We start from the raw sequence: 23,874 nt of genomic DNA, 5'->3' as shown, positions 1-23,874 counted from the left end.
GGGACGTGAACCCGCGCACAATTAGCGTTCGCCGCCGCCCAGCGCGTCCCACAGGTAGGTGTAGATCAGCGCCTCCACTCTGGCCCTCTGGGCGTTGTCCGCGGCTCCCGCATGGCCGCCGACGGTATTCTCGTAGTACAGGACCTCGTGACCCATCGCCTCCATCCGCGCCACCATCTTGCGTGCGTGGGCCGGGTGCACCCGGTCGTCCCGGGTGGACGTGGTGAAGAAAGCCCGCGGGTAGGCCGCTTCCGGATCCAGGTTGTGGTAGGGCGAGTATTCTCCGATGAAGTCCCAGTCGGCGGTGTCCGGGTCGCCGTATTCGCCCATCCAGGAGGCGCCCGCCAGCAGCTTGTGGTAGCGCTTCATGTCGAGGAGCGGCACCTGCACGACCACGCCGGCGAACAGATCGGGACGCTGGGTCAGCATGACACCGGTCAGCAGGCCGCCGTTCGAGCCGCCGCGGATACCGAGGTGCTCCGGAGCGGTGATGCCCCGTTCCACCAGGTCCTCGGCGACCGCGATGAAGTCTTCGTAGGCGCGCCGGCGGTTCTCGCGCAGCGCGGCGCGGTGCCAGCGCGGGCCGTATTCGCCGCCGCCGCGGATATTGGCCAACGCGTAGGCACCGCCGCGGGCGAGCCAGTTGGAGCCCAGGACAGCGCTGTAGGAGGGTGCCATGCTCACCTCGAAACCGCCGTAGCCGTACAGCAGCGTGGGCGTGTCGCCGTCCGCCTCGAAGCCGGCGGGCAGCACCAGGAAGTAAGGCACACGGGTGCCGTCGCGGCTGGTGGCGAAGTGCTGCTCCACACGCATGCCGTCCGTGTCGAAGTAGCCCGGCAGCGAGCGCACTTCGCCGGTCCTGCTGCCGCCGTTGCGGGCGAGGTAGAGCGTGTCGGGGGTGAGGAAGCTCTCGTACCGGAAGAAGAAATAGTCGGATGTCTCCGTGGCGCTCACCAGCGTGATGTCGCCGTCTTCCGGGGCCTCGATCCGTTGGCGGGTCCAGCGGCCGTCCTTCCGGCTGAAGCGCGTCAGCCGGCTGACCACGTCCTCGAGCTCGTTCACCACCAGGTGATTACGCGTGCGTACCACGCCCGTCGCCGCACCGCTGACGATCGCCGTCGAGGGGCCGGGCTCGATCAGTATCTCGAAGTCCCGTTCGCCGTCCACGAATGCCGCGAAGTCCGTGGCGAGCAGCGCGCCCTGGGGATACTCCCGGCCGGCCGGCGCCCAGGCGCTCTTCAGCTCCACGATCATCTGCCCGTCCAGTATGCCGTGCAGCTCGGCGTCTTCCGGTATGTCGATCTTCGTGAGCTCGCCGTCGCGGTACAGATAGCGTTCGCTGGTGAAGAAGGTTTTGGCGCGGGTGGCGATGTCGTAGTGCCTATTGTCATTGCCATTGTCATGGCCATCACGGATGCGGACGACGCTGACGGCCACGTCGCTCTTCTCGCCGGCGAAGATCTCCGGCGCCTCGGCCAGCGGCTCGCCGCGGCGCCACAGCCGCGCGGTGCGGGCGTAGCCGGAGTCGGTCAGGCTGCCCGGCCCGAAATCCGTCCCCACGAACAGGGCGTCCTCGTCGGCCCAGCTCACCGCGTGCTTCGCCTCCTCCAGCCGGAAGCCGTCGTCGACGAAGCGCCCGGTCACGGTGTCGAATTCACGCACCACGGTGGCGTCGGCGCCGCCCCTGGACAGGTGCACGAGGCAGCGGCGGTACTCGGGCGGCAGACAGCTCGCGCCCTTCCAGACCCATTCCTCGTCCTCGCGCCGGGCGAGTGTGTCCAGGTCCAGCAGCACCTCCCAGTCGCCGCCCCCGTGGGCATAGGCGTCCAGCGACATGCGGCGCCAGAGTCCGCGGCGGTTGTCCGCGTCCTGCCAGAAGTTGTAGACCAGATCGCCGCGCAGCGCCGGTTCGGGTATCCGCGCTGCCGAATCCAGGATCTCCAGGCTGCGTTTCTTCAGCGGCCGGAACAGGGGCCGTGACTCCAGGTAGCCTAGCGAGGCCTCGTTGCGTCCCTCCACCCAGGCGAGTGCTCGTTCGCCCTCTACTTGTTCAAGCCAGATCCAGGGGTCGTCGGGCGTCTTGGCGCTCATGGTCTCTCCTGCCGGCAGCAGTGCCGTCACTGTCAGCGAAATCGCAAGAAGTGCCGCCATTCCCTGCGTTGCGTTGCGCATTCGCCACGTCTCCTCCGTACTCGAAAAACGGCGCATCCTAACACCCCCGGCGGTCGCCGGAGCGGCTGGTCAGCGGGGACGCCGGAACACCAGAAAATGCTGCTGGGGCAGGAAGTCCTCGTTGCGGAGGAACTCGAAGCCCGCTGCCTCCACCTCGTGCAGCAGGCCCGCGGCCATCTCCCGCGGATGGGAGAACTCGTGGCAGGCATCGACGATCAGGGCCAGGTCGACGGCCGCCTCGGGCAGGTTCGGGTCGGTCACGCTGCCGCGGACACCGCGGACGTTGTCCACGCCCTCCTCGCGCCCGCGCTCCTCGATGATGGCGAACATTTCCGGCTGGATGTCCACGGCGAGGACCTCTCCCCGGGGGACGGCCGGCGCGATGCGGAAGCTGAAGTAACCGGTCCCGGCGCCGACGTCGGCGACACGGTCGTCGTCCGCCAGCGGCAGCTTCCGGACCAGGAGATCGGTGCGCTCCTCCTGCTGCCGGGACAGGACACTAGCGTCTGCGCCCGGTCCAGTCCGGGCGCTCGAGGCGGTGGATGACGACGTCCATGTCCTTGATCCGCGTCTCGCCCCAGGGCCGCTCGCCCAGCTTCTCGGCCACCCGGATGGACGGCCGGTTGTCGGGATGGATCAGGCTGATCACGTGGTCCTGATCGAGATTGTCGAAGCACCAGTCCAGCGCGGCCCCGGCCGCCTCCGTGGCGTAGCCGCGGCCGGCGTATTCCTGCCCGATGAGCCAGCCGATCTCGAAGCCGGGCCAGCCCTCGGGGTGGATGAAACCGACGCGACCGAGGAAGGTGCCGTCCCGTCGGTCTTCCACGGCGAACAGGCCGTAGCCCCGGATCTGCCAGTGGCCCAGCATCCATGCGATCTGACGCCAGGTCCCTTCCCGGTCGAGGGGGCCGCCCATGTAGCGCATGTGCGCCTCGTCGGCGTGCATGCGGGCGAGTGCGTCGAGGTCGCGTTCCTCCGGCAGCCTCAGCAGCAGTCGTTCGGTCTCGAGTCTCATCGTGGTGGCCCTCCCCGGAGCAGCATAGGCGCGGAGCCGGGCCGCCGCCAGCACCGCCCCGCTATCCCGGCGGCCACTCCTCGCGGGTGATCGCCCAGCGCTCGTGATCCCGCCAGCGCCCCCGTATCTTGAGGTAGCGCGGCGAGTAGCCCTCGAGCCGGAAGCCGAGGGCGCCGACCAGCCGCCTGGACGGCTCGTTGCCCGGCTGGATATTCGCCTCGAGACGGTGCAGCCGATGCACCCGGAACGCCCGGGTGACGACCTTGCGCATGCCGGCCCGCATGTAGCCGCGGCCCGTCCAGGGGAGGAAGGCGTAGTAGCCCAGATAGCCGCTGCGGAACACGCCCCGGACGATCTCGTTGACGTTGATGACACCGGCGATGCGCTCGTCCGCCGTCATCACGAAGTAGCCCAGGTTGCTGTCCTGCTGCAGTCGCTCGAGATAGGCCCGGTAGCCGGCGAGGGAATCCGGCGCGACCACCCAGGGTCCGTGCAGGTCCCGGCTGAGCCGCACGGCGGTCAGAAACTCGCCGGCCATGCTCCGCTCCGGCCGCCGCAGGGTTATGGCCGGTTCCGGCTTCGGCCCCTCCGCGGCGTCCGCGGCCGGCCTATTTTGCATCCTCGATCATGCGCTGCATGGCTGCCTCGACCTCTGCGGCCACATCCGCCAGTTCCGGCCGGTCCGACAGCAGACCCAGCATCTCCTTCGGGCTCAGCAGGCCGATGCGGGTACGGCCGTCCTGCTCGTAGACGGACACCCGGCAGGGCAGCGCCATGTTCATGCTCATGTCGCTGGACAGCACCTTCTGCGCCTGCTGGGGATTGCACACTTCCAGCACGCGGCACTCGTTCTCGATGGGTGCGCCCTTTTCCTTCAGGGTCGCCTTGAGATCGTAGATGTGCAGCACGCCGAAGCCGTGTTTATTCACCGCCTCCTGCAGATCCGCGGTGGCCTGCTCGACGCTTTTCGACGATTCGGTGATCTGTTTCACGAGATTCCTCCTTGCCATCCCCGCCAAGGCCATTGAAACACGGGGCCGCACGCGGCGGCACTACGTAGTGCTACCGGTGGCCGGCGCCGGTGCCGGACCCGGGTGCGGACTATCGCGGCCGTTCACAGACGGTCGGTGCAGCCGCCTGCGCCTCGCCCGGCGCGGGTTCTTCCGAATCCGCGCCGGGGCCGCGGGAGCGCCAGCCGTCCAGCCAGGCGACGATGCGGTCGAGGTGCACGAGATCCTTCCTGACCCGGTAGGGCTTCATCTCGTACAGGCCGATGCCCTCTTCCGCCGCCCTTACGTACGCCTGGACGTCGCGCAGCGCGGCGATGACGGGGATTTCCAGCGATTCCAGGAAGCGGGTCAGCTTGATGAAACTGCGGGTATTGCGACGGATGCGGTTCGCGACCACGGCCACATTGCGGCGCCGCCGGTCGACGCCGGCACCGATGAGCAGCTCGCCGATGAACCGGGCCGTGGCGTGGATGTCGATTGCCGAGGGCATCACCGGGATGATCAGGCTGGTGGCGTCCCGGGTCAGCTGCCGCAGCGCGTCCCGGTCGAGGCCGGCCGGCGAGTCCACGATGAGCGTCTCCGCCTCTTGCGGCACGCGCAGCTGCCAGCTCTGCGTCGCCGCCATGTTGCGCTTGTACGCGGCGATGCCGTGCACGGGCGGCGCCTCCGCCGGCCTCCGTTCCAGCCAGCGGATGGCGGAGCCCTGGGGATCACAGTCCATCAGCGCCGGCCGCGGTCCCCGGAGGGCGTAGTGACTGGCGAGGTTGGTCGCGATCGTGGTCTTGCCGCAGCCGCCTTTCGTGTTCAGGACGACGATCCTGTTGAGGCCGGGACGCGTCGGGATGGTGAGCATGGGATGGCGGATGATGACTCCGATGGCAGCGCGACGAACGCCCGACTATAGCGGAGGCGGGCGTTCGTTTTCAGTGTCGGGTGTCGCTGCAACCGTATTGTCACATCCGCGGGGCGCCGTCGGGGCCCGCAAATGGCCTCGTCAGAGGGCAATCCAGATGGTGCTGGCGCGGGCCACGGGCTCGCCGTCCGCCGTGTAGATCGCCGATCCCGCGTAGTGTTTGCGCCCGGAGGTGCGGATGGGCCAGCCGGCCACGACGCAGGGCCGGCCGGCCGGCAGCGGCGCCGCGATCTGCACCGTTATGGTGCCGAGGACGACGGGAGCCGGATTGCGTCCCATCGCGCCGAAGCCGGAGGGGCAGTCCAGCGCCGACCACAGATAGATGGGCCGTACGTGGCCCGACCCGTCCGCCAGCGCATCCGCCGGCTGCCAGGGCGCCGCCACCCGGTCCGTGCCCGGAACGGGGCCGGGATAGATGCAAAGGCCGCCGTCCGCCGGGCTGCGCGCCGGACCGCAGACGAAGCAGGTGGAGAATGTGTGGGCCTCGAAGCCGAGATAATCCCGTGCAGCCGCGCTGGCTTCCGCCAGGGTCGGGGCCGGTGGCAGTTCGCCTTCGATCGCGCCCGGCCGCGCGCTCGCGACAACGGTCTCGCGGTCCAGGAGTTCGCCGGTCTCCTCGCCGCAACGCAGCGTCAGCGGCCGGTCCAGGGGCGGCGGCCGGTGCAGACGCACCTCAGGCGTTCCGGACAGGCGGGTGCCCAGCAGCCCCGCGCTGTAGCCGCCGTTGCCCGATTCCGGCGGCCCGCAATAGCGGGCGTCGATGACGACGGTTTCCCGTCTCTCTCCTGCCGGCCCGCTCACAGCGACTCCAGGTAGGCGTCGGCCTGGCGGTCGGCCCGCTCCCAGGCGCCGCGGACCGGCGTACAGCTCACCTCGGGGATCCCCGTGGGCTCCGCCGTGCCCAGGGGTTCCCGGTAGGGGATGGACCACTTGTCGTCGGCGATCAGGCTGGGCCAGAGGAACGGATTCCACCAGGGTCTGGCCGTGGCTCGATAGAGCTCGGCCTGCGGCGCGCCGCATTCGATGCGGTACTGCATGAACAGCGCGACGCTGTCCGTGTAGTCCCGCCGTTCGTCCAGCGCTTCCCGGTCGGCCCAGTGGCCGTCGGAGCTCTCCAGAGTGATCTCCGCGGCGAACCAGCCGAGCCTCCAGCCGGCGATCAGCAGGGCGCCGCCGATCAGAACCGCCGCCGTGAGCAGCACTTCCCGGCGCTGCTGGCGGCGCTGGGTATCGCGCAGCCGGGCGGCGATGCGCGCGCGGCTCTCGCGGCCGCTCATGCCAGACGGCTCCCGTCCGCCACCGGGCGGTCCGGCACGGCCAGGACCACGCTGCCGTCCGCCTGCACGAAGCCGGTCACCAGGCACTCCGACATGAACGGACCGATCTGTTTCGGCGGGAAGTTGGTGACCGCCAGCACCTGACGGCCCACCAGCTCGTCCGGCTCATACAGGTCGGTGATCTGCGCCGAGGAGCGCCTGACGCCCACGTCGGCGCCGAAGTCCACGGTGAGCTTGTAGGCCGGCTTGCGTGCCTCCGGGAAGGGCTCCGCCCGGGTCACCGTACCCACGCGCAGCTCCACCTGCTCGAAATCTTCCCAGCCGATCTGCTTCATTTCTTCCGGTCGGGGTCCGATGTGTGGCCCTGCTCCTTCTTTCGCCGGAACCCGAGCCGATGCCGCTTCGACTCCTGTACCAGCGCCTCCGGGGGCGTGGACGTGCGCCCGCCCGCGAGCGAGGTGAGCCGCATCCGGATCATCTGCTGATCCATGAACTCGTAATGGGCGAGGTCGACGAGCAGCCGCTCGCCGTCGTGGCGCGCCAGGCGCAGCTTGTGTTGATCAACCACCTCCAGCGCGGTGATGTCGTGCCGCCACATCAGGACGTAGCCGACGCCCCCCTCCACGGGCCCCTCCACCCAGTCGGCGCCGAATCGCAGCCGGGCCTGGCTGGCCGAACCGAACAGGGAGATGCCGGCGCCCAGGACGGCGGAGGCGGCCGCCGTGAGGAGCCCTCCGGCGCCGTCCCCGGTCAGCAGCACTGCCACGCCGATGCCGACGATCAGCCCGGCTATGCTGCCCGAGACGGTGGCGGCGACGAGGCGCGCCTTGTTCGGATAATAGACCGCGCTGACGACCTCGTCGGGTTCCAGTCTGGCGCTGTCTTTGTCCCCGGCCATGCCGCGGAGGATAACGGATGGGGATTCAGAACAGGTAGTGGTCGACCAGCAGCGCCGTGAACAGCGCCATGAGATAGGTGATGGACCAGGAGAAGGTGCGCATCGGCAGCGACGGGTCGTCGCTGACCTTCATGCGCCAGGCGTACCAGAGGAACACGCCACCCAGCACCAGCGCGCTGGCGAGATAGAGCGGACCGCTCATGCCCGTGAGCCAGGGCAGCAGCGTGACCATCACGAGCAGGATGGTATAGAGCAGCACGTAGAGCCGGGTGAATTGCTCGCCGTAGGAGACCGGCAGCATCGGGATGCCCACCTTCGCGTACTCGTCCTTGCGGGCGATGGCCAGCGCCCAGAAATGGGGCGGCGTCCACACGAAGATGATCAGGAACAGGATCAGCGCGTGAGCGTGCACCTCGCCGGTGATGGCCGTCCAGCCCAGCACCGGTGGCGCGGCGCCCGCGGCGCCGCCGATGACGATGTTCTGGGGCGTCGCATGCTTCAGGAACACCGTGTAGATGACCGCATAGCCGATCAGCGAGCAGAAGGTCAGCACCGCGGTCAGGGGATTCACCCCGAACCACAGAATGAGCATGGAAACCGCCGACAGCGCGCCCGCGAAGGCGAACGCCTGGGGCTCGGAGACCGTGCCGGTGGGCAGCGGCCGGTGCTGGGTGCGGGCCATGATCGCGTCGAAGCGCGCGTCCAGGATCTGGTTGACCGCGGCGGCGCCGGCGGAGGCCAGGCCGATGCCGAGCGTGCCGAGGATGAGCGCGACCGGGTCCGGCAGTCCCGGCACGGCCAGGAACATGCCGACGACGGCGGTGAACACGATCAGCGCCACCACGCGGGGCTTGGTGAGCTCGTAGTAATCCCGCCAGTTGACGGGGCGGCTTCTCTCGAGAGTCTGTGCGTCAGTGTTCGGCATGCCGGACCAGATGGTTGTAGTTGAGCAGCGCCAGCAGCAGGAGCGCGGCGCCGGCGTTGTGAGCAGTCGCGAGTGAGAGCGGCAGTGAATAGTGAATGATACCTATACCGATCGCCAGCTGCACTGCCAGAGCCCCCAGCAGGAGCGCCCCGGCCCGGCGCAGTGCCGGCGGGCGGCCGCGGCCCAGCGCCGCGATCGCAAGGCCCCCGAGTACCATCGTCACCACGAGCGCGCCGATGCGGTGGACATAATGGATGGCGGTACGGGCCGGGCTGTCCAGGATGCCGCCCTCGTAGTCGATGCCGAGGCCGTGCCAGGGCCGGAAGCCCTCGGCGAAGTCCATCTCCGGCCACCACTGGGTCTGACAGGTGGGGAAGTCCGGACAGGCCAGGGCGGCGTAGTTGGTGCTGGTCCAGCCGCCGAGGGTGATCTGCACGCCCAGTAGCACGAGCCCGGCCAGTGCCAGCGTGCGCAGCCGGCGCGACGGGCGCATCCTCGGCCCGGCCGGCGCCGGTCTGAACACGCCCAGCGTCAGCCAGAACAACAGGCCCAGCGTGGTGAGGCCGCCCAGAAGGTGCAGCGTCACGATGAACGGCTTCAGAAGCAGCGTCACGGTCCACATGCCCAGCAGCGCCTGGGCGACGATGATGCCGGCCAGCGCGAGGGGCAGGCGGACCGGCTGTGCGGGGTCCCGCCGGTTGGCCCAGGCCGCCGCGGCGATGGCGAATATCATGAGGCCGAGCGCGCCCGCGAAGTAGCGGTGGATCATCTCCCGCCAGGCTTTGCCGTGATCCACCGGGCGCTCCGGGAAGGCGCCGGCCGCGAAGTCGAGCTGCTCGGCGGACTTCGGCACGGTCAGCGTGCCGTAGCAGCCGGGCCAGTCCGGGCAGCCGAGGCCGGCGTCGGTGAGGCGCACCCAGGCGCCGAGCACGACCACGCAGAGGGTCAGCACAGTCGCCGCCGGGACGAGCACGCGATAGATTCTTGCCGCTCTGTTCATGGTCCTGTCCCTTCGATCCGGTATTCCGGGGTTCATCCGATCCGCGAGATCTTCAGCAGCTTCTTCAGGTCGTCCTTGATGTCTTCCGGGTCCGCCTGGGTGGAGAAGCGCATCATCAGGTTGCCGAGCGGGTCGATGAAATAGATCGCCGCGTCCCGGGACGGCAGCGCGTCGGCCAGCGCCGGGTTGTCGTCCAGCCTGGCGCTGACCAGGCCGGCCTGGGTGCGCTCCAGCCAGTCCGCTGCCGGCGGCTCTTCGCCGGCGAGGTAGAGCCGCTCCACCCGGTCGGCCTCCGCACCCAGCGCCAGCCGGATCTGCCGGATCTTGACGATCTCCTGCCGGCAGGTCTCGCCGCAGGGCTCCGGGTTCACGTAGAGCATCGTCCAGTGATGGCGCCATCCATCCGGCGAGATACTCTCGCCCGCCAGCGTCTCGATGGGGACCTCGGGCAGTACCACCACGGGCTCGATCAGCGTGCCGTGGTTGGTCTGGCCCGGCGGACTCCAGTCATCCACGCCGTAATACAGGTACATCGCCAGAGCCAGCGGCCCCAGAAAGATCACCGCCAGCAGGATGAATTGCAGGCGGCCTCGTCGCCTCTGATTCTGTTCCTTCATTCGTCCGTCGTCTCGCCCGGGCCGGCGGCCCAGCTACTCGTTGTCACTCGCGGCCCGCGGCCGCTGCCTGACGTTGACCACCACGTAGATCACCGCCAGCGCCGCTGCCAGCGCGAACCACTGCACCGCGTAACCGAGGTGCCGGGTCGCAGGCATTCCGCCCGGCTCCCACTGCCGCCGGAATCCGTCGGCGGACTCCGGCGAGAGCAGCAGCACCCAGGGCGCCACCGGTTCCGCCAGCGCCGCGGACAGCTCCGGGATGTCCGGGAACTGCCGCACCGACGGCCAGTCCGCGGCGGCACCGTCGCCCCCGCCGAGGTCTAGACCCGCGACGGGCAGGCGGCCGACCCGGCCCTCGATCCGCCGCGTCTCCTCGCTCACCGCGATGTCGTCGGCTGGCCGGCGGCGGGCGTCCTGGGCGATCCAGCCCCGGTTCACGAGCAGCAGGCCGCCGCTCTCGAGCCGCAAGGGCGTGATCACGAAGAACCCGTTGCGGCCACTGCTCACCATGTTGTCGACCAGGAACTGGCGCTCGCTATCGTAGCGGCCCTGAGCGGTCACCGGCCGGAAGCGGTACCGGTCGTCTCCGGTCACCGCGTCGGCGGCCGCGGGCTCGGCGCCGGAGGCCGCATAGGCCTGCTCCAGTTCCGTTTTGTATTCGTAGCGCGAGAGCTGCCAGACGCCGAGTCCGATCAGCACCGGCATCAGCGCCACCGTCAGCAGGGTGGGCACCAGAGCCGGCCGGAATTCCCTGCGCGTGTCATTGACGTGGTTCATCGCCTGTCCATGGACACGCCCGCGCCTCCGGCGTTCCGCCGTATTCCTCGACATCGCCTGACCGGCGGGCGGCCTCGCGGCCGGACCGCTATACTTGAGGGTCCGGCGACAGCCCACATATCGAAGCTATGAAACTCCTCGTCATCCTGATCCTCGGCGGGATCATCGCGAGCCTCGGCTCCGGGCTCTTCTACCTGGTCAGCGACAAGGACGGCTCCGGCCGTCTGGTGAAGGCGCTCACCTGGCGCATCGGCCTGTCCGTGGCTCTCTTCATCTTCCTCATCGTCGCCGGGCTCAACGGCTGGATCTCGCCCAACGCCTGATCGACGCCGGCCGGCTCCCGGCCAATGCCGGTTACAGTCGCCGGCCCATGCCGGCTACAGCCAATAGACGAAGATGTAGAGGCCCAGCCAGACCACGTCCACGAAGTGCCAGTACCACGCGGTCGCCTCGAAGGCGAAGTGGTGCTTGGCCGTGAAGTGACCCCGTATCACCCGCAGGAAGATCACGGTCAGCATGATCGCGCCGATGGTGACGTGCATGCCGTGGAAGCCCGTGAGCATGAAGAACGTCGAACCGTAGATGCCCGACTCGAGGGTCAGGTTCAGATCCTGATAGGCGTGCACGTACTCGTAGGCCTGCAGCCCGACGAACACGTAGCCGAGCAGGAACGTCAGCGCCAGGAACAGGGCGGTCATGCCGCGGTTGCCCTCGCGGATGGCGTGGTGGGCGATGGTCACGGTCACGCTCGAGGTGAGCAGGATGGCGGTATTGATCAGGGGCAGGCCCAGGGCGCCCATCTTCTGGAACTCGCCGCCGATGTCGGCAGGTCCGTTGGTGGGCCACGTGTCCTCGAAGCCGGGCCACAGCAGCAGGTTCGTGAAGAAGTTGTTGCCCTCGCCGTCCAGCCAGGGCAGCACGAAGGAGCGGGCGTAGAACAGGGCGCCGAAGAAGGCGGCGAAGAACATCACTTCCGAGAAGATGAACCACATCATCCCCATGCGGAACGACTTGTCCACCTGCGCGTTGTAGACGCCGCCCTCGCTCTCGTCGATGACGTCGCCGAACCAGCCGAACAGCATCACGACGATGACCGCGATGCCGGCGAACATGATCCAGCTGCCGATGTCCGAGCCGTTCAGCCACATCGAGACCCCGACCATGAGGAGGAAGAGGCCGACGGAGCCCACCACGGGCCAGTGGCTGCCGTGGGGTACGTAATAACTGTCTTTGGTCTGTGCCATGGAGATGTCCCGCTGTCTTGACTGGCTGTCTTGTTATGAGCCGGGTTGCGGTTGACGGTCAGTCGTCCGCCGCAGCCACCTGCTGTTCGGTGTCGAAGAAAGTATAGGAAAGCGTCACCGTGTCGATGTGGTCGGGCAGCGCCCGGTCGACGATGAAACGCACCGGCATGTCCCTGCCCTGGTGAGCCTCGAAGGGCTGATTGGTAAAGCAGAAGCACTCCGTCTTCGTGAAATGCCGCGCCGCCACCGGCGGCGACACGCTGGGCACGGCCCGGCCGACGGTGCCGTGGTCCTGCAGGTTCTTCGCGAAGAACGTGGTGTCGTAGAGCTTGCCCGGGTGCACCTGCATCTTCGTGACGGTCGGCTCGAACTCCCACGGCCCCTGCTGGTTGACCGTGGCGACGAACTCCACCGTGATGAGGCGGTTCTCGTCCGGCTGCTCGGTGACCGTCACGGCCTCCGCGTTCGTGCGGCCGCCGAGACCGGTGATCTCGCAGAACACGTCGTACAGCGGCACCAGCGCGAAGCCGAAGCCGAACATGGCGATGGTCATCACCAGGAGCTGCCAGGACAGCCCCTTGTGGCTCTGTTTGTGGTTCTGTTTGCCGCTGTCTTCCGTCACGGGCTAGCTGCCTCCCTGGCTGCGCAGATACTCGACGAATATGAAGCCGGCGTAGAACCCCACCGCCACCACCGCCAGGATGATGGCGTTGCGTAGTGCCTTGCGGCGCTGTTCCGGCTTGCGTTCATCCACGAGCGCTTACTTGACCTCCGGCGCCTGATCGAAGGTGTGATACGGCGCCGGCGAGGGCACGGTCCACTCCAGGCCCTTGGGATTGTCCCACACCTCCGCCGTGGCCGGCTTGCCGCCCCGCACACAGGAGACGACGATCCAGACGAACAGCAGCTGGGAGAGGCCGAACCCGAAGGCCCCGACCGTCGCCAGCAGGTTGAAATCGGCGAACTGGGTGGCGTAGTCGGGGATGCGTCGCGGCATGCCGGCCAGGCCCACGAAGTGCATCGGGAAGAAGGTCATGTTCACGAAGATGGTCGTGAGCCAGAAGTGCCACTTGCCCAGCGTCTCGTTGTACATGTGCCCGGTCCACTTCGGCAGCCAGTAGTAGGCCGCCGCCATGATGGCGAAGATGGCGCCCGGCACCAGCACGTAGTGGAAATGCGCCACCACGAAGTAGGAGTCGTGGTACTGGAAGTCCGCCGGCACGATGGCGAGCATCAGACCCGAGAAGCCGCCGATGGTGAACAGGAACAGAAAGGCGATGGCGAACAGCATCGGCGTTTCGAAGGTCATCGAGCCCCGCCACATCGTCGACGTCCAGTTGAAAATCTTCACGCCCGTCGGCACCGCGATCAGCATCGTCGAGAACATGAAGAACAGCTGCCCGGTGAGCGGCATGCCGACGGTGAACATGTGATGTGCCCAGACGATGAAGGACAGAAACGCGATACTGGCCGTGGCATAGACCATGGAGTCGTAGCCGAACAGCGGTTTCCGCGAGAACGTCGGGATGATCTCCGAGATGATGCCGAAGGCCGGCAGGATCATGATGTACACCTCGGGATGACCGAAGAACCAGAAGATGTGCTGGAACATCACCGGGTCGCCGCCGCCGGCCGCACGGAAGAAGCTGGTGCCGAAGAACTGATCGGTCAGCAGCATCGTGACGGCGCCGGCGAGTACCGGCATCACGGCGATCAGAAGGTAAGCGGTGATCAGCCAGGACCAGACGAACATGGGCATCTTCAGCAGCGTCATGCCGGGTGCGCGCATGTTCATGATGGTCACGATGATGTTGATCGCGCCCATGATGGAGGAGATGCCCATCAGGTGGACCGAGAAGATCAGCAGCGGGAACGCATCGCCGGTCTGCAGCACGAGCGGCGGGTACATGGTCCAGCCGCTGGCCGGCGCGCCGCCCGGCACGAACAGCGTGGAGAGCAGGATCAGGAAGGCCGCCGGCAGGATCCAGAACGACCAGTTGTTCATGCGCGGCAGCGCCATGTCGGGCGCGCCGACCATCATGGGGATCATCCAGTTGGCCAGGCCGACGAAGGCCGGCATCACCGCGCCGAAGATCATGATCAGCGCGTGCATCGTGACCATCTGGTTGTAGAAGCCCGGGTTGACGAACTGCAGACCCGGCTGGCCCAGCTCCGCCCGGACGACGAGCGCCATGGCGCCGCCCACGAAGAACATGAGCAGGCTGAACACCAGGTACATCGTGCCGATGTCCTTGTGGTTCGTGGTGAACAGCCACCGCCGGATGCCGGTCATCTCCGGGCCGTGATGGTGGTCGTCGTGGTGTAGCGCGTCGGTTGCACTGCTCATACGGATGGCTCCTGGTTTCCTGCCGGGGCTCCGCTCGGGCCCCGGCGCTCGTTCCTGTCTGTCCTGCTGCCGGCGCCGATGGCCGCGGTCACTCGGCCGCCGCCGCGGCCAGCTTCGGGGTCACGCCCTGCTCTTCCTGGCGGGCGGCGACCCAGCCCTCGTACTCGGCCTGGTCGAGCACCTCCACGACGATCGGCATGAAGCCGTGATCCTTGCCGCAGAGTTCGGCGCACTGGCCGCGGTACACGCCGGGCTCCTCCGCCCGGAACCAGGCCTCGTTGATGAAGCCCGGGATGGCGTCCTTCTTGATGCCGAAGTCCTTCATCCACCAGGCGTGGATGACGTCGTTGGAGGTGATCAGCAGCCGCACCTTGGCGCCGACCGGCACCACCATGGGATTGTCCACCTCGAGCAGGTAGTTCGGCACCGTATTCACGTCGATGCCGGAGCCGAGGCGCCGCGCCTCGTTGCTCGAGCGCGCGAGGTTCGAATAGAACTCCACGCCTTCGTCCAGGTACTCGTAGTGCCACTTCCACTGGTAGCCGGTGACCTTCACCGTGATGTCCGGGTTGCGGCTGTCCTCGATCTTCACCAGCGTCTCGGCCGACGGGATGGCCATGCCGATCAGGATGCCGATGGGGATGATCGTCCAGATGATCTCCGCCTTCGTGGAGTGGGAAAACTTCGCCGGTTCGACGCCCCGGGACTTCCGGTGCAGGACCAGCGCGATGATCATCCAGCCGAACACGAAGACCGCGATGGCGCAGCAGACCAGGAAGATCAGCATGTGCAGGCTGTAGATGTCGCGGCTGACCTCCGTGACGCCCTGGGGCATGTTGATCTTCGACTCGGCCAGCGCCGTCGCCGAAGCGGACAGGGTCAGCAAGAAGAGGGAGATTTTTCGCATCATCGGTCTGTTATCCTGCCGGCCGCGGCCGGTGTGTTCGTCCTGTCACGCGTGCGGTGCCCGCAGCGTCCCTCGGTCGTCCGTTGCCGACAAGGCCGGCTCCGCCAGTAGTCTGTTCAGTCGGTCGCCGAGCCCCCTGCGCTCGGCGTCGGTCAGGAATTCCCCGACCGCGCACCACCGCCCGTGGGCGCCGATCTCGAGCCGGCCGGGCGCCCCGGCGCTGCGGCCTGCGGCATAGCGCACCCGCGTCCACGCGCGCAGGAAGCGCTGGTCACGCCGTTCCCGGCCCCGCAGGCGGCTGACGACGACCTCGTCCGGCCCGACATCGATCAGATCACGGTCGCGTCCGCGCTTCATGCTCAGCCAGAGCGCCGCGCCGAGGGCGGAAAGCTCCAGCCCGGCCATCGGCAGCACCGGCCAGTAACCCATCGCCGCGAATCCGCCGGCGACCGTCATGGAGACCACCAGGATCGAGACGAAAAAGAGCGTTGCCGTGCGGGAATCCAGAGAACAGTTCGGCTTCAGTTCGAAGCGGTGCAACTGAACAGATCCTGCGGCTGATCCTGAAATTCCCTGGTTCCCGGTACATCGGTCCGGACCCGCCGGACCGCGGACTGGCGAGTCTAAAGAAACGGCTTTCCGGGTGCAACTGCGCAAGTGGCTTTCCATGTCGAATTAATGTTGATAAATCAGGGAATTGCGGCAAGCGATCGCCGACCTCCCCGAACTTCCCTCTTGTTTCGATTATCGGGGCGCCCGTCCGGCGTGCAAGAGACGGGGTCATGACGTCTCACGTGCGTCTCATTATCTGTTGCGGGCTGATGCGCACCGCACCGTCGGCATCGGCCCCCGGCAGTCCGCTGCCGCCCCAGCAATGGCCGTAGACGAGTTCGAGCGTCAGCGGCAGGCGGCCGTCCTCCCGCCGCTTTCGTCCCCAGGCGTCCGCGAGGCGGCGGAAGCGTGCGGGCGTCGCCAGCCCGCGGCTGCGGCCGGCCAGCGTGTTGCGGGCGCCCGCCGCGGTCAGGTCCCGCCACAGCGCTGCAGGCTCCGCGTAGGTCACGGTGAGATGCTCGACGTCCAGCACAGGGTCGCGCAGGCCGGCGCGCACCAGCGCGTCGCCGAGGTCGTGCATGTCCGGGAACGCCAGCACGTGTTCGCCCTCGTCCACCGCCCGCCAGGCTTCGCGCAGCTCCCGGAAGCTGTCCGGACCCAGGCTGGCGAAGGTCAGCAGACCCTCCGGACGCAGCACCCGGGCGGTCTCCGCCACCACCGGCGCCGGATCGGCGAACCAGGGCAGCAGGAGGTTGGCGAACACCATGTCGAAGACCCGGTCGCGGAAGGGCAGACAGGCGGCATCGCCGGCCACCTCGTCGCGGCGGGCGAAGCGGCCGTGGCTCCTTCGGGCCGCGGTGAGCCGGGCCGGCGAGAGGTCCAGCGAGACTATGCGGCAGCCACGATAGCGGCGCGCGAGTTCCGCCGACGCACGGCCGGTGGCCGCGCCGGCGTCCAGCACCCGCCGCGGGCGGATGGCGGTGAGGTTCAGGCGGGAGAGCAGTTCCTCACGGGTACGGGCCGACAGGAAGTCGTCCGCCCCGGCCACGCTGGCTTCTGTGCGGCGGCGTATCTCCCGTCGGCGAAGCGCGGGGGCGGCTGGTCGGTCGGGCGTGCGCATGAGCCCGGGAAGCTTACGGCAAAACCGGCGGCTACCGGCAGAAAACCCGGCTGCAGCCGTGGCCACGGGCCCGCAAGCTCCGGCCGTGACGAGCGCCATGACCTGCACCATGACACGCTGCCGCGCCGCACTCGACTCCCTGGCGCGTCTCCTGTTCCCGCCGCGCTGCGCGCTGTGCGGCGAGCCCGTCTGTTGCCGGGGCGGCGACCGACACGGCGGACGATGGGCCGCGACGGATCTCTGCGCAGGCTGTCACGGCGATCTGCCCCGCATCGCCGGCGCCTGCCGCCGTTGCGCCGAACCGTTGAGCGCGGGCACCCTGTGCCTCGCATGCCGGCGGCACCCGCCGCCGATGGACCTGACGCTGGCGCCGCTGCATTACGCCTTCCCGGCGGACTGGTTGCTCACCGAGCTGAAGTTCAACGCCCGCCTCTGGCACGGGCCGCTGCTCGCCGGGCTCGTCGCCGCAGCGCTGGAGGCGGACCCGTCGTCCAGGCCCGGCCCGGCGGCGGTGCTGATCCCCGTGCCGCTGCACCGTCGGCGGCTGGCCGCCAGGGGCTACAACCAGGCGCTGGAGATCGCACGGCCGCTGGCCCGAAGCCTCGGCTGCCGCCTGGCCGACGACGTGGTGGTCCGCATGCGTCCCACCCGGGAACAGTCGTCCCTGAGCGCCCGGGCGCGGCGCCGCAACGTGGCCGGCGCCTTCCGGCTGCGGCGCCCGGCGGACTTCGGGCACGCCGTGATCGTGGACGACGTCGTCACCACCGGCGCGACCACGCGCGAGATCGCCGCCCTGTTAAGGGCAGGCGGCTGCGCCCGGGTCAGCGTAGTGGCCGCGGCGAGGGCCGCTCAGCGGAACAGGTAATCCAGCGCGATGCCGATGAACACCATCATGCCGATGTAGTGATTATTCAGGAAGGCGCGGAAACAGTCGGCGATATCCCGGTCGCGGATCAGGTACTGGTGCCAGGCCATGAAGCCGGCGGCCAGCGTCACGCCCAGGAAGTACCACAGGCCCATGGAGAGGCGGGCGCCCATCAGCACGAGCCCCAGCAGCATGAGGCCCTGCAGCGCGCCGATCATGAACCGGTCGGCGTCGCCGAACAGGATCGCGGTGGACTTGATGCCCACCTGCAGGTCGTCCGGTCGGTCGACCATGGCGTACATCGTGTCGTAGATGATGGCCCAGATCACGGTGACGGCGAACATCAGCCAGGCGATCTCCGGTATCTCGCCTGTCTGCGCGGCGAACGCCAGCGGAATGGCCATGGCGAAGGCCGCCCCAAGCACGAGCTGGGGCACCGACAGGATGCGCTTGACGAACGGGTAGACGATCATCAGCACCGCCGCGGCGGCGGCCACCACCCGGGAGAGCGGATTCAGCAGCGTCACCAGGCCGATGGCGATCAGGCCCAGGCCGACGAACAGCAGGGCCGCCTCGACGACGCTGACCCTGCCCGTGGCCAGCGGCCGCTCCCGGGTGCGGGTCACGTAGGGGTCGAAGCCCCGGTCGGCGATGTCGTTGATGATGCAGCCGGCGCAGCGGGTGACCACGACGCCGGCCATGAAGATGGCGAAGATGCCCTCGTCCGGCCGACCGTCTCCGGCCACCCACAGCGCCCACAGCGTGGGCCACATCAGCAGATAGAAGCCGATCGGCCGGTCCAGCCGCATGAGCCGGGCGTAGATCCCGAGCTGGGAGAGCAGCACCGGGAGGAAGCCGGGCCGGGTGCCGTCCGCTGCCCGGGCCTGCCCGCGGGAAGCGGCTCCCGTCCTCACAGCGCCGCGCCCTCCGGTGCCGCGAGGCTGGCGGGGAAATACTCGACGACCAGGATCGGCGCACCGGCCACGCGGATGACCGAGCGCCGCGCGAACAGCCGCCCGGCCGGCATGCGCTCGGGCAGCGCGGGATAGCCGCGGTCGCCCGGCTCGAAGACGGCGTAGCGGAACGGCTCCCGGCTCACCTCGTCCAGGCGCGCCAGTGCCTCGCCGAGGGGGCGCTCGCCGAGGGCGGCCAGGCTCGGGAAACGCTCCAGCGTTGCTGCCGGGATGATGCTCGAGGCCACCACCAGTTCGCCGGCGGCACCGCCCATGCTGATCTCGCGTACCAGGGCCTCTCCGGCGTCGCCGTCGAGCAGTGCCCGTTCGTCCCCGTAGAGCCGGCGGTGACGCTCGGCGTGCACCGCGAGGCGGAAGCTCGCCGGCTGGAACGACCGGATGCGGGGCGTCAACAGGCCGTGGTCGGCCAGCCAGCCGGTCAGGCCGGCGGGCACCGAGGCCGGGATGGTGTCGGACCAGCGGCCGTCGCCCGAGGCTTGTTCGTTACCGGGAAGCATGGAGTGCAGAGTGTAGACGAGATCGCGCTCCGTGACAGTGCAGCGCGGCGGTCCCGGCGACGTCAGACGCTGCCGTAGCGGCTGGCGCCGCCCAGCCAGCGCTGGATGACGGCCTCGGCGTCCGCCGGCGAGACGGCCGCGGCGGCGAGCTGCACCTTGGGCATGAGAGCGGCGTCGCGGCTGAGATCGGCGATGCGCAGCTGCATTGCGCCGGTTTGCCGGGTGCCCAGCACCTCGCCGGGTCCGCGGAGCTTCAGGTCTTCCTCGGCCACGACGAAGCCGTCGCCGGTCTCGCGCAGCACGGCCAGGCGCCGGCGCGCCATCTCCGACAGCGGCGGCCTGTACATAAGCAGGCAGGTGCTCTCGCGACTGCCCCGTCCGACCCGCCCTCGCAGCTGGTGGAGCTGGGACAGGCCCATGCGTTCGGCGTTCTCCACGATCATCAGACTGGCGTTCGGCACGTCCACGCCCACCTCGATCACGGTGGTGGCCACCAGCAGCCTGAGTTCGCCGGCCTTGAACGCCTGCATTGCCGCCTCCTTTTCGGCCGGCTTCATGCGGCCGTGCACCAGACCCACGGGTATGTCGGGCAGCGCCTCGCCCAGCATCCGGTAACTGGCCTCGGCCGCCTGGTAATCGAGCTGCTCGCTCTCCTCCACCAGCGGGCAGACCCAGTAAGCCTGGCGGCCCTCGGCACAGGCACGCCGCACCCGCTCGATGACTTCCTCGCGACGCGTTTCCGGCAGCACCACGGTGGTCACGGGCCGGCGGCCCGGTGGCAGCTCGTCGATGACGGAGGTGTCGAGATCGGCGTACGCGGTCATGGCGAGCGTCCGCGGGATGGGCGTGGCCGTCATCACCAGCTGGTGCGGACGGGTCACTCCCTGCTCGCCCTTCTGCCGCAGCGCGAGCCGCTGGTGCACGCCGAAGCGGTGCTGTTCGTCGATCACCACCAGTGCGAGATTGTCGAAGGCGACCGATTCCTGGAACAGGGCATGGGTGCCGATGACCATTGCAGCGCTGCCATCGGCGATGACGGCCAGCGCCTCGCGCCGCACCGCGGAACGGAGGCTGCCGGTGAGCCAGACCGGCCGGATGCCCAGCGGCTCGAGCCAGGCGCTGAAGCTCTTGTAGTGCTGCTCGGCGAGCAGCTCCGTCGGCGCCATGAGCGCCGCCTGGCATCCGGCCGCGATGGCCTTCAGGCAGGCAGCGGCTGCGACCACCGTCTTGCCCGAGCCGACGTCGCCCTGCACCAGGCGCAGCATGGGGTGGGGCCGGGCGATGTCTGCCGATATCTCTGCCAGCACTCGTTCCTGGGCGGCGGTCAGGCGGAACGGCAGGCTGTCCAGGAACCGCCGCGCCAGGCCGTCGCCGTCCGTCAGCGCCGGCGCCAGCTCGTCGCGGATGCGATGGCGCAGCCGCCTCAGGCTCAGGTGGTGAGCCAGCAGCTCCTCGAAAGCCAGGCGCTGCTGGCAGGGATGGCCGCCGCCGGCGAGTTCCGCCAGGTCCACGCCCCGCGGCGGCCGGTGCAGGTACTCCACCGCCTCCGTCAGCGTCGGCAGGTCCGTGCGTTCCAGCACCCGGCGCGGAATCAGCTCCGTTGGCGCCTCGCGGCGCATCAGGTCCAGTGCCTCCGCGACGAGGCGCCGCAGGCGGCCCTGCTGCACGCCCTCGGTGGTCGGGTACACCGGCGTCAGCCGGTCCTCCACCGGTACCGGTTCCTCCGCGCCCAGCAGCCGGTACTCGGGATGCACCATCTCCTTGCCCGCCGGGCCGGGGCGGACCTCCCCGTAACAGGCGATGCGCGAGCCGCGCGCGAGGCGCGCCTGCTGCGAGCGGGAGAAATGAAAGAAACGCAGCGTGAGCTGGCCGCTGCCGTCGGTGATGCGCACCAGCAGGGACCGACGGCCCCGGTAGACGGTCTCCGACAGCAGGATGTCGCCGGCCACCAGCACCCGCTCCCCGTGCCTGGCCGAGCCGATGCGGGTCACCCGCGTGCGGTCCTCGTAGCGCAGGGGCAGCAGGAACAGGAGATCCTCGATCGTATCCGCGCCGAGGCGGGCGAGTTTCTCCGCCAGCGCCGGGCCGACACCCTTCAGCGCCGTCAGCGGCGAGCCGAGGCCCGGGCTCCCGGAGACGCCGGAATCCCGGTTCACGGCATGCCGGTGCCGTGAATAAGGATGGCGTCCGCCTCTACGTCGGCCCCCTTCGGCAGCGCGGCCACGCCGACGGCGGCCCGGGCGGGGTAAGGCTCGTCGAAGAACTCGGCCATCACTTCGTTCACGGTGGCGAAGTTGGCCATGTCGGTGAGGTAGATGGTGAGCTTCACGGCATCGGCGAGGCTGCCGCCCGCCGCTTCCGCGATGGCCGCCAGATTCCGGAACACCTGCCGCACCCGGTCGGCGAACTCCCCCTCCACGAGCTCCATGGTGGCGGGGTCCAGCGGGATCTGGCCCGAGACATAGACCACGCCGCCCGTCTCGACGGCCTGCGAGTAGGTGCCGATGGCGGCGGGTGCGGCCGGTGTGACCACGTGCTTCTTCTGCATGCTTCCTCCGGTCAGGCGCAGTCGCGGGTGACTTTGATGACGCTCGGCATCTTGCGGATGCTGCGCAGCACGGCGGCCAGGTGCTGGCGGTCCCGGATCTGCAGCAGGAAGGTCATTACGGAGACGTCGTCATCGCCTTCCCGGACCGTGACCTGCTCGATATTGGACTGGGCCGCCGAGATCGTGGCCGCCACCTCCGCCAGCACTCCCATGCGGTTGACGGCGATCAGCGTCACCTGGGCCGTGAAGTCCTGGTCGATGTCGCTGCGCCAGTTCACGGTCACCCACTTCTCCGGGTGTTTGCGGAAATTCGCCAGGTTGTGACAGACGTTGCGGTGGATGACGACGCCGCGGCCGCTGGACAGGTGGCCCATGATGGCATCGCCCGGGATCGGGTGGCAGCAGCGCGCGTAGGTCACCACCATGCCCTCGGTGCCGGTGATGGTGAGCGAAGTGCTCTCGCGCACCGCCGGCTGCACCTCGCCGGCGTCCACGCCCAGCAGCAGACGGGCGACGATCGGCGACAGCCGCTCGCCGAGGCCAAGCTGCTCGTAGAGCTCTATCTTGTTGTTCAGGCCGAAGGCTTCCAGCACCTCGGTCATCGCCTTCTTGTCCACTTTGCGCAGCGAGCTCTTCTGTTCCTTCAGCGCCTGCTCGAGCAGGCGCTTGCCGAGCTCCGCGGCCTCGCCCCGGCGCAGGTTCTTCAGGTAGTGGCGGATGGCGGAACGCGCCTTCGCGGTGACCACGAAGTTGACCCAGTTCGGGTTCGGCCGGGCGCCCTTGTTGGTGATGATCTCTACGGTCTGGCCGTTGGACAGCGGCGTCCTCAGCGGCACCAGGCGCCGGTCGATCTTGGCGGCGACGCAGCGGTTGCCGATGTCCGTGTGCACGGCGTAGGCGAAGTCCACCGCGGTGGCGCCCCGGGGCAGCCGGCGGATGTCGCCCTTGGGCGTGAATACGTAGACCTTGTCGGGAAACAGGTCCACCTTCACGCTCTCCAGGAACTCCTCCGAGCTGTCGTCCTGCTGCAGCTCCACCAGGTTCGAGAGCCACTCACGTGCCCTCAGCTGGGGCGACGCGGCGGACTTGTCCTCGGCCTTGTAGCGCCAGTGCGAGGCGATACCGCTCTCCGCCACCAGATCCATCTCCCGGGTGCGGATCTGCACCTCCAGCGGCAGGCCGCGCGGGCCGAAGCAGGTGGTGTGCAGGGACTGATAGCCGTTCACTCTCGGTATGGCGACGTAGTCCTTGAAGCGGCCCGGCATCGGCTTGTAGACCTTGTGCACCAGGCCGAGCGCCCGGTAGCAGTCATCGACGTCCTCGACGACGATGCGGAAGCCGTAGACGTCCACGATCTCGCCGAGCGTGCGCCCCTTCACCAGCATCTTGCGGTAGATGGAATAGAGATGCTTCTGCCGCCCGGCGACGCTGGCCGCGACCTCGTGGCGCGCCAGCTCCTTCTCGAGGGTGTCGCTGATCTTCTTCACGATCTGGCGCTGGTTGCCCTGGGCCTTCTTCAGCGCCCGCTCCAGCACCCGGTAGCGGTAGGGCCGCGTGTAGCGAAAGCCCAGGTCCTCCAGCTCGACCTTCAGCGTATTGATGCCCAGCCGGTTGGCGATGGGGGCGTAGATCTCCAGCGTCTCCCGCGCGATGCGGGTCTGCTTCTCCCGGGGCAGGGAGTCCAGCGTGCGCATGTTGTGCAGGCGGTCGGCGAGCTTCACCAGGATGACCCGGATGTCCTCGACCATCGCCAGCAGCATCTTACGGAAGCTCTCGGCCTGGGCCTCCAGACGGCTGCGGAACTGCAGCTGGTCCAGCTTGGTGACGCCGTCGACGAGGGCGGCGATATCCGTGCCGAACTCGCTGTCCAGCTGCTCCTTTGCCGCCGGCGTGTCCTCGATCACGTCGTGCAGGATCGCCGCGGCGATGCCCTTGGCGTCCATGCGCATGTCCGCCAGGATGCCGGCGACGGCGACCGGGTGGGAGATGTAGGGCTCACCGGACTGGCGCAGCTGCCCGGCGTGGGCCTCGGCCCCGAACTCGTACGCCTTGACGACCAGCGCGATCTGGTCGTCCGTCATGTAGTTCTCGAGTTTCTGGAGGAGCTGCTTGAGACCCGTGGAGCGCCGCGTCTTCGGCAGTTTGGAGCGGATCGAGGCGGCGTAATCCATGGGGGTGAACCGGTCGGTGCCGGCGGGCGGCACCGGTATTGTCAG

28 protein-coding genes are annotated in these 23,874 nt (G+C 68.6%); 2 read left to right on the top strand and 26 right to left on the bottom strand.

The window, feature by feature from the left end; all coding sequences use genetic code 11:
• Positions 1–21: 21 nt before the first annotated feature.
• The 14 genes from ACJMKZ_RS08910 to ACJMKZ_RS08845 all read right to left on the bottom strand — a co-directional run bounded on the left by ACJMKZ_RS08910 (position 22) and on the right by ACJMKZ_RS08845 (position 10,604).
• A complete protein-coding gene (locus ACJMKZ_RS08910) occupies positions 22–2,172 on the bottom strand; it encodes a prolyl oligopeptidase family serine peptidase (RefSeq protein ID WP_405232834.1) in 2,151 nt (716 codons plus the stop codon).
• 69 nt (positions 2,173–2,241) lie between these two features.
• On the bottom strand, positions 2,242–2,634 hold the full coding sequence (locus tag ACJMKZ_RS08905) for a class I SAM-dependent methyltransferase (protein WP_452233299.1): 393 nt from the start codon (positions 2,632–2,634) through the stop codon (positions 2,242–2,244).
• Positions 2,635–2,671: 37 nt separating this feature from the next.
• Entirely contained in the window at positions 2,672–3,187 is a 516-nt protein-coding gene (locus ACJMKZ_RS08900; RefSeq protein WP_405232833.1) for a GNAT family N-acetyltransferase, read from the bottom strand.
• A 61-nt stretch (positions 3,188–3,248) separates the two neighbouring features.
• Positions 3,249–3,806 (bottom strand): GNAT family N-acetyltransferase, encoded by a 558-nt coding sequence (locus tag ACJMKZ_RS08895; protein WP_405232832.1) that lies wholly within the window; start codon positions 3,804–3,806, stop codon positions 3,249–3,251.
• Positions 3,796–4,179 carry a DUF302 domain-containing protein gene (locus ACJMKZ_RS08890; RefSeq protein ID WP_405232831.1) on the bottom strand — a complete coding sequence of 128 codons (384 nt, stop codon included), beginning with the start codon at positions 4,177–4,179 and terminating at the stop codon, positions 3,796–3,798. Before ACJMKZ_RS08890 ends, ACJMKZ_RS08895 begins: the two co-directional genes overlap by 11 nt.
• Before the next feature lie 109 nt (positions 4,180–4,288).
• A complete protein-coding gene (locus tag ACJMKZ_RS08885) occupies positions 4,289–5,050 on the bottom strand; it encodes a nucleotide-binding protein (RefSeq protein WP_405232830.1) in 762 nt (253 codons plus the stop codon).
• Between the two features lie 141 nt (positions 5,051–5,191).
• A complete protein-coding gene (locus tag ACJMKZ_RS08880) occupies positions 5,192–5,911 on the bottom strand; it encodes a hypothetical protein (RefSeq protein WP_405232829.1) in 720 nt (239 codons plus the stop codon).
• Positions 5,908–6,387 carry a hypothetical protein gene (locus ACJMKZ_RS08875; RefSeq protein ID WP_405232828.1) on the bottom strand — a complete coding sequence of 160 codons (480 nt, stop codon included), beginning with the start codon at positions 6,385–6,387 and terminating at the stop codon, positions 5,908–5,910. The genes ACJMKZ_RS08880 and ACJMKZ_RS08875 overlap by 4 nt, the downstream gene beginning before the upstream one ends.
• Positions 6,384–6,722, bottom strand: coding sequence for a tRNA-binding protein (locus ACJMKZ_RS08870; protein ID WP_405232827.1), 339 nt, complete (start codon positions 6,720–6,722; stop codon positions 6,384–6,386). The genes ACJMKZ_RS08875 and ACJMKZ_RS08870 overlap by 4 nt, the downstream gene beginning before the upstream one ends.
• On the bottom strand, positions 6,719–7,285 hold the full coding sequence (locus ACJMKZ_RS08865) for a hypothetical protein (protein WP_405232826.1): 567 nt from the start codon (positions 7,283–7,285) through the stop codon (positions 6,719–6,721). The genes ACJMKZ_RS08870 and ACJMKZ_RS08865 overlap by 4 nt, the downstream gene beginning before the upstream one ends.
• 25 nt (positions 7,286–7,310) lie before the next feature.
• Positions 7,311–8,210, bottom strand: coding sequence for a heme o synthase (locus tag ACJMKZ_RS08860; protein ID WP_405232825.1), 900 nt, complete (start codon positions 8,208–8,210; stop codon positions 7,311–7,313).
• Positions 8,197–9,210: a COX15/CtaA family protein gene (locus tag ACJMKZ_RS08855; RefSeq protein WP_405232824.1), complete on the bottom strand. Its 1,014-nt coding sequence runs from the start codon at positions 9,208–9,210 to the stop codon at positions 8,197–8,199. The genes ACJMKZ_RS08860 and ACJMKZ_RS08855 overlap by 14 nt, the downstream gene beginning before the upstream one ends.
• A gap of 32 nt (positions 9,211–9,242) precedes the next feature.
• On the bottom strand, positions 9,243–9,827 hold the full coding sequence (locus ACJMKZ_RS08850; protein WP_405232823.1) for a hypothetical protein: 585 nt from the start codon (positions 9,825–9,827) through the stop codon (positions 9,243–9,245).
• A 33-nt stretch (positions 9,828–9,860) separates the two neighbouring features.
• Positions 9,861–10,604 (bottom strand): SURF1 family protein, encoded by a 744-nt coding sequence (locus ACJMKZ_RS08845; protein WP_405232822.1) that lies wholly within the window; start codon positions 10,602–10,604, stop codon positions 9,861–9,863.
• 128 nt (positions 10,605–10,732) lie between these two features.
• Here ACJMKZ_RS08845 and ACJMKZ_RS08840 point away from each other — a divergent pair, with 128 nt between their 5' ends.
• On the top strand, positions 10,733–10,927 hold the full coding sequence (locus ACJMKZ_RS08840; RefSeq protein WP_405232821.1) for a twin transmembrane helix small protein: 195 nt from the start codon (positions 10,733–10,735) through the stop codon (positions 10,925–10,927).
• Between the two features lie 54 nt (positions 10,928–10,981).
• Here ACJMKZ_RS08840 and ACJMKZ_RS08835 read toward each other — a convergent pair whose 3' ends face one another.
• The 7 genes from ACJMKZ_RS08835 to ACJMKZ_RS08805 form a co-directional block, all read right to left on the bottom strand.
• Positions 10,982–11,848: a cytochrome c oxidase subunit 3 gene (locus tag ACJMKZ_RS08835; RefSeq protein ID WP_405232820.1), complete on the bottom strand. Its 867-nt coding sequence runs from the start codon at positions 11,846–11,848 to the stop codon at positions 10,982–10,984.
• A gap of 58 nt (positions 11,849–11,906) precedes the next feature.
• Complete coding sequence (locus ACJMKZ_RS08830; RefSeq protein ID WP_405232819.1) at positions 11,907–12,470, bottom strand: cytochrome c oxidase assembly protein; 564 nt, start codon at positions 12,468–12,470, stop codon at positions 11,907–11,909.
• A gap of 3 nt (positions 12,471–12,473) precedes the next feature.
• On the bottom strand, positions 12,474–12,602 hold the full coding sequence (locus ACJMKZ_RS08825; protein ID WP_405225140.1) for a hypothetical protein: 129 nt from the start codon (positions 12,600–12,602) through the stop codon (positions 12,474–12,476).
• Between the two features lie 6 nt (positions 12,603–12,608).
• Positions 12,609–14,195: a cytochrome c oxidase subunit I gene (gene ctaD, locus ACJMKZ_RS08820; RefSeq protein WP_405232818.1), complete on the bottom strand. Its 1,587-nt coding sequence runs from the start codon at positions 14,193–14,195 to the stop codon at positions 12,609–12,611.
• Positions 14,196–14,283: 88 nt separating this feature from the next.
• On the bottom strand, positions 14,284–15,105 hold the full coding sequence (gene coxB / locus ACJMKZ_RS08815) for a cytochrome c oxidase subunit II (protein WP_405232817.1): 822 nt from the start codon (positions 15,103–15,105) through the stop codon (positions 14,284–14,286).
• 42 nt (positions 15,106–15,147) lie between these two features.
• The gene (locus ACJMKZ_RS08810; RefSeq protein WP_405232816.1) at positions 15,148–15,642 is read right to left on the bottom strand and encodes a DUF2244 domain-containing protein; all 495 of its coding nucleotides are present in this window, start codon (positions 15,640–15,642) and stop codon (positions 15,148–15,150) included.
• 250 nt (positions 15,643–15,892) lie between these two features.
• Positions 15,893–16,702, bottom strand: coding sequence for a methyltransferase domain-containing protein (locus ACJMKZ_RS08805; protein WP_405232815.1), 810 nt, complete (start codon positions 16,700–16,702; stop codon positions 15,893–15,895).
• Positions 16,703–16,883: 181 nt separating this feature from the next.
• On the opposite strand from ACJMKZ_RS08805, the gene ACJMKZ_RS08800 reads away from it, so the two are divergent.
• Positions 16,884–17,639, top strand: a complete 756-nt coding sequence (locus tag ACJMKZ_RS08800) for a phosphoribosyltransferase family protein (protein WP_405232814.1) — start codon at positions 16,884–16,886, stop codon at positions 17,637–17,639.
• On the opposite strand, the gene ubiA is transcribed toward ACJMKZ_RS08800, so the two are convergent.
• The 5 genes from ubiA to ACJMKZ_RS08775 form a co-directional block, all read right to left on the bottom strand.
• Positions 17,624–18,448, bottom strand: coding sequence for a 4-hydroxybenzoate octaprenyltransferase (gene ubiA, locus ACJMKZ_RS08795; RefSeq protein WP_405233161.1), 825 nt, complete (start codon positions 18,446–18,448; stop codon positions 17,624–17,626). The two genes, ACJMKZ_RS08800 and ubiA, sit on opposite strands and share 16 nt — an antisense overlap.
• A gap of 101 nt (positions 18,449–18,549) precedes the next feature.
• Positions 18,550–19,110, bottom strand: a complete 561-nt coding sequence (locus ACJMKZ_RS08790; RefSeq protein ID WP_405232813.1) for a chorismate--pyruvate lyase family protein — start codon at positions 19,108–19,110, stop codon at positions 18,550–18,552.
• 62 nt (positions 19,111–19,172) lie between these two features.
• On the bottom strand, positions 19,173–21,266 hold the full coding sequence (gene recG / locus ACJMKZ_RS08785; RefSeq protein ID WP_405232812.1) for an ATP-dependent DNA helicase RecG: 2,094 nt from the start codon (positions 21,264–21,266) through the stop codon (positions 19,173–19,175).
• Positions 21,263–21,658, bottom strand: a complete 396-nt coding sequence (locus ACJMKZ_RS08780; protein WP_405232811.1) for a RidA family protein — start codon at positions 21,656–21,658, stop codon at positions 21,263–21,265. Before ACJMKZ_RS08780 ends, recG begins: the two co-directional genes overlap by 4 nt.
• An 11-nt stretch (positions 21,659–21,669) precedes the next feature.
• Positions 21,670–23,829 carry a RelA/SpoT family protein gene (locus ACJMKZ_RS08775; RefSeq protein ID WP_405232810.1) on the bottom strand — a complete coding sequence of 720 codons (2,160 nt, stop codon included), beginning with the start codon at positions 23,827–23,829 and terminating at the stop codon, positions 21,670–21,672.
• Between the last annotated feature and the right edge of the window lie 45 nt (positions 23,830–23,874).

It is taken from the genome of Lentisalinibacter salinarum (genome assembly GCF_040706555.1).
Taxonomy (GTDB): domain Bacteria; phylum Pseudomonadota; class Gammaproteobacteria; order Steroidobacterales; family Woeseiaceae; genus Lentisalinibacter; species Lentisalinibacter salinarum.
The sequence above is the reverse complement of the archived record's forward strand: the minus strand, read 5'-3'. Positions and strand labels throughout refer to the sequence as shown.

What these genes read in the sequence shown, in the direction of transcription:
- ACJMKZ_RS08865 (WP_405232826.1), bottom strand. Translation starts at nt 7,285, where the DNA reads ATGGCCGGGGACAAAGACAGCGCCAGACTGGAACCCGACGAGGTCGTC.
- ubiA (WP_405233161.1), bottom strand. Translation starts at nt 18,448, where the DNA reads ATGCGGCTGGACCGGCCGATCGGCTTCTATCTGCTGATGTGGCCCACG.
- ACJMKZ_RS08850 (WP_405232823.1), bottom strand. Translation starts at nt 9,827, where the DNA reads ATGAAGGAACAGAATCAGAGGCGACGAGGCCGCCTGCAATTCATCCTG.
- ACJMKZ_RS08845 (WP_405232822.1), bottom strand. Translation starts at nt 10,604, where the DNA reads ATGAACCACGTCAATGACACGCGCAGGGAATTCCGGCCGGCTCTGGTG.
- ACJMKZ_RS08790 (WP_405232813.1), bottom strand. Translation starts at nt 19,110, where the DNA reads ATGCTTCCCGGTAACGAACAAGCCTCGGGCGACGGCCGCTGGTCCGAC.
- ACJMKZ_RS08775 (WP_405232810.1), bottom strand. Translation starts at nt 23,829, where the DNA reads ATGGATTACGCCGCCTCGATCCGCTCCAAACTGCCGAAGACGCGGCGC.
- ACJMKZ_RS08840 (WP_405232821.1), top strand. Translation starts at nt 10,733, where the DNA reads ATGAAACTCCTCGTCATCCTGATCCTCGGCGGGATCATCGCGAGCCTC.
- coxB (WP_405232817.1), bottom strand. Translation starts at nt 15,105, where the DNA reads ATGATGCGAAAAATCTCCCTCTTCTTGCTGACCCTGTCCGCTTCGGCG.
- ACJMKZ_RS08780 (WP_405232811.1), bottom strand. Translation starts at nt 21,658, where the DNA reads ATGCAGAAGAAGCACGTGGTCACACCGGCCGCACCCGCCGCCATCGGC.
- ACJMKZ_RS08900 (WP_405232833.1), bottom strand. Translation starts at nt 3,187, where the DNA reads ATGAGACTCGAGACCGAACGACTGCTGCTGAGGCTGCCGGAGGAACGC.
- ACJMKZ_RS08835 (WP_405232820.1), bottom strand. Translation starts at nt 11,848, where the DNA reads ATGGCACAGACCAAAGACAGTTATTACGTACCCCACGGCAGCCACTGG.
- ACJMKZ_RS08860 (WP_405232825.1), bottom strand. Translation starts at nt 8,210, where the DNA reads ATGCCGAACACTGACGCACAGACTCTCGAGAGAAGCCGCCCCGTCAAC.
- ACJMKZ_RS08910 (WP_405232834.1), bottom strand. Translation starts at nt 2,172, where the DNA reads ATGCGCAACGCAACGCAGGGAATGGCGGCACTTCTTGCGATTTCGCTG.
- ACJMKZ_RS08855 (WP_405232824.1), bottom strand. Translation starts at nt 9,210, where the DNA reads ATGAACAGAGCGGCAAGAATCTATCGCGTGCTCGTCCCGGCGGCGACT.
- ACJMKZ_RS08885 (WP_405232830.1), bottom strand. Translation starts at nt 5,050, where the DNA reads ATGCTCACCATCCCGACGCGTCCCGGCCTCAACAGGATCGTCGTCCTG.
- ACJMKZ_RS08870 (WP_405232827.1), bottom strand. Translation starts at nt 6,722, where the DNA reads ATGAAGCAGATCGGCTGGGAAGATTTCGAGCAGGTGGAGCTGCGCGTG.
- ACJMKZ_RS08875 (WP_405232828.1), bottom strand. Translation starts at nt 6,387, where the DNA reads ATGAGCGGCCGCGAGAGCCGCGCGCGCATCGCCGCCCGGCTGCGCGAT.
- ctaD (WP_405232818.1), bottom strand. Translation starts at nt 14,195, where the DNA reads ATGAGCAGTGCAACCGACGCGCTACACCACGACGACCACCATCACGGC.
- ACJMKZ_RS08800 (WP_405232814.1), top strand. Translation starts at nt 16,884, where the DNA reads ATGACACGCTGCCGCGCCGCACTCGACTCCCTGGCGCGTCTCCTGTTC.
- ACJMKZ_RS08895 (WP_405232832.1), bottom strand. Translation starts at nt 3,806, where the DNA reads ATGCAAAATAGGCCGGCCGCGGACGCCGCGGAGGGGCCGAAGCCGGAA.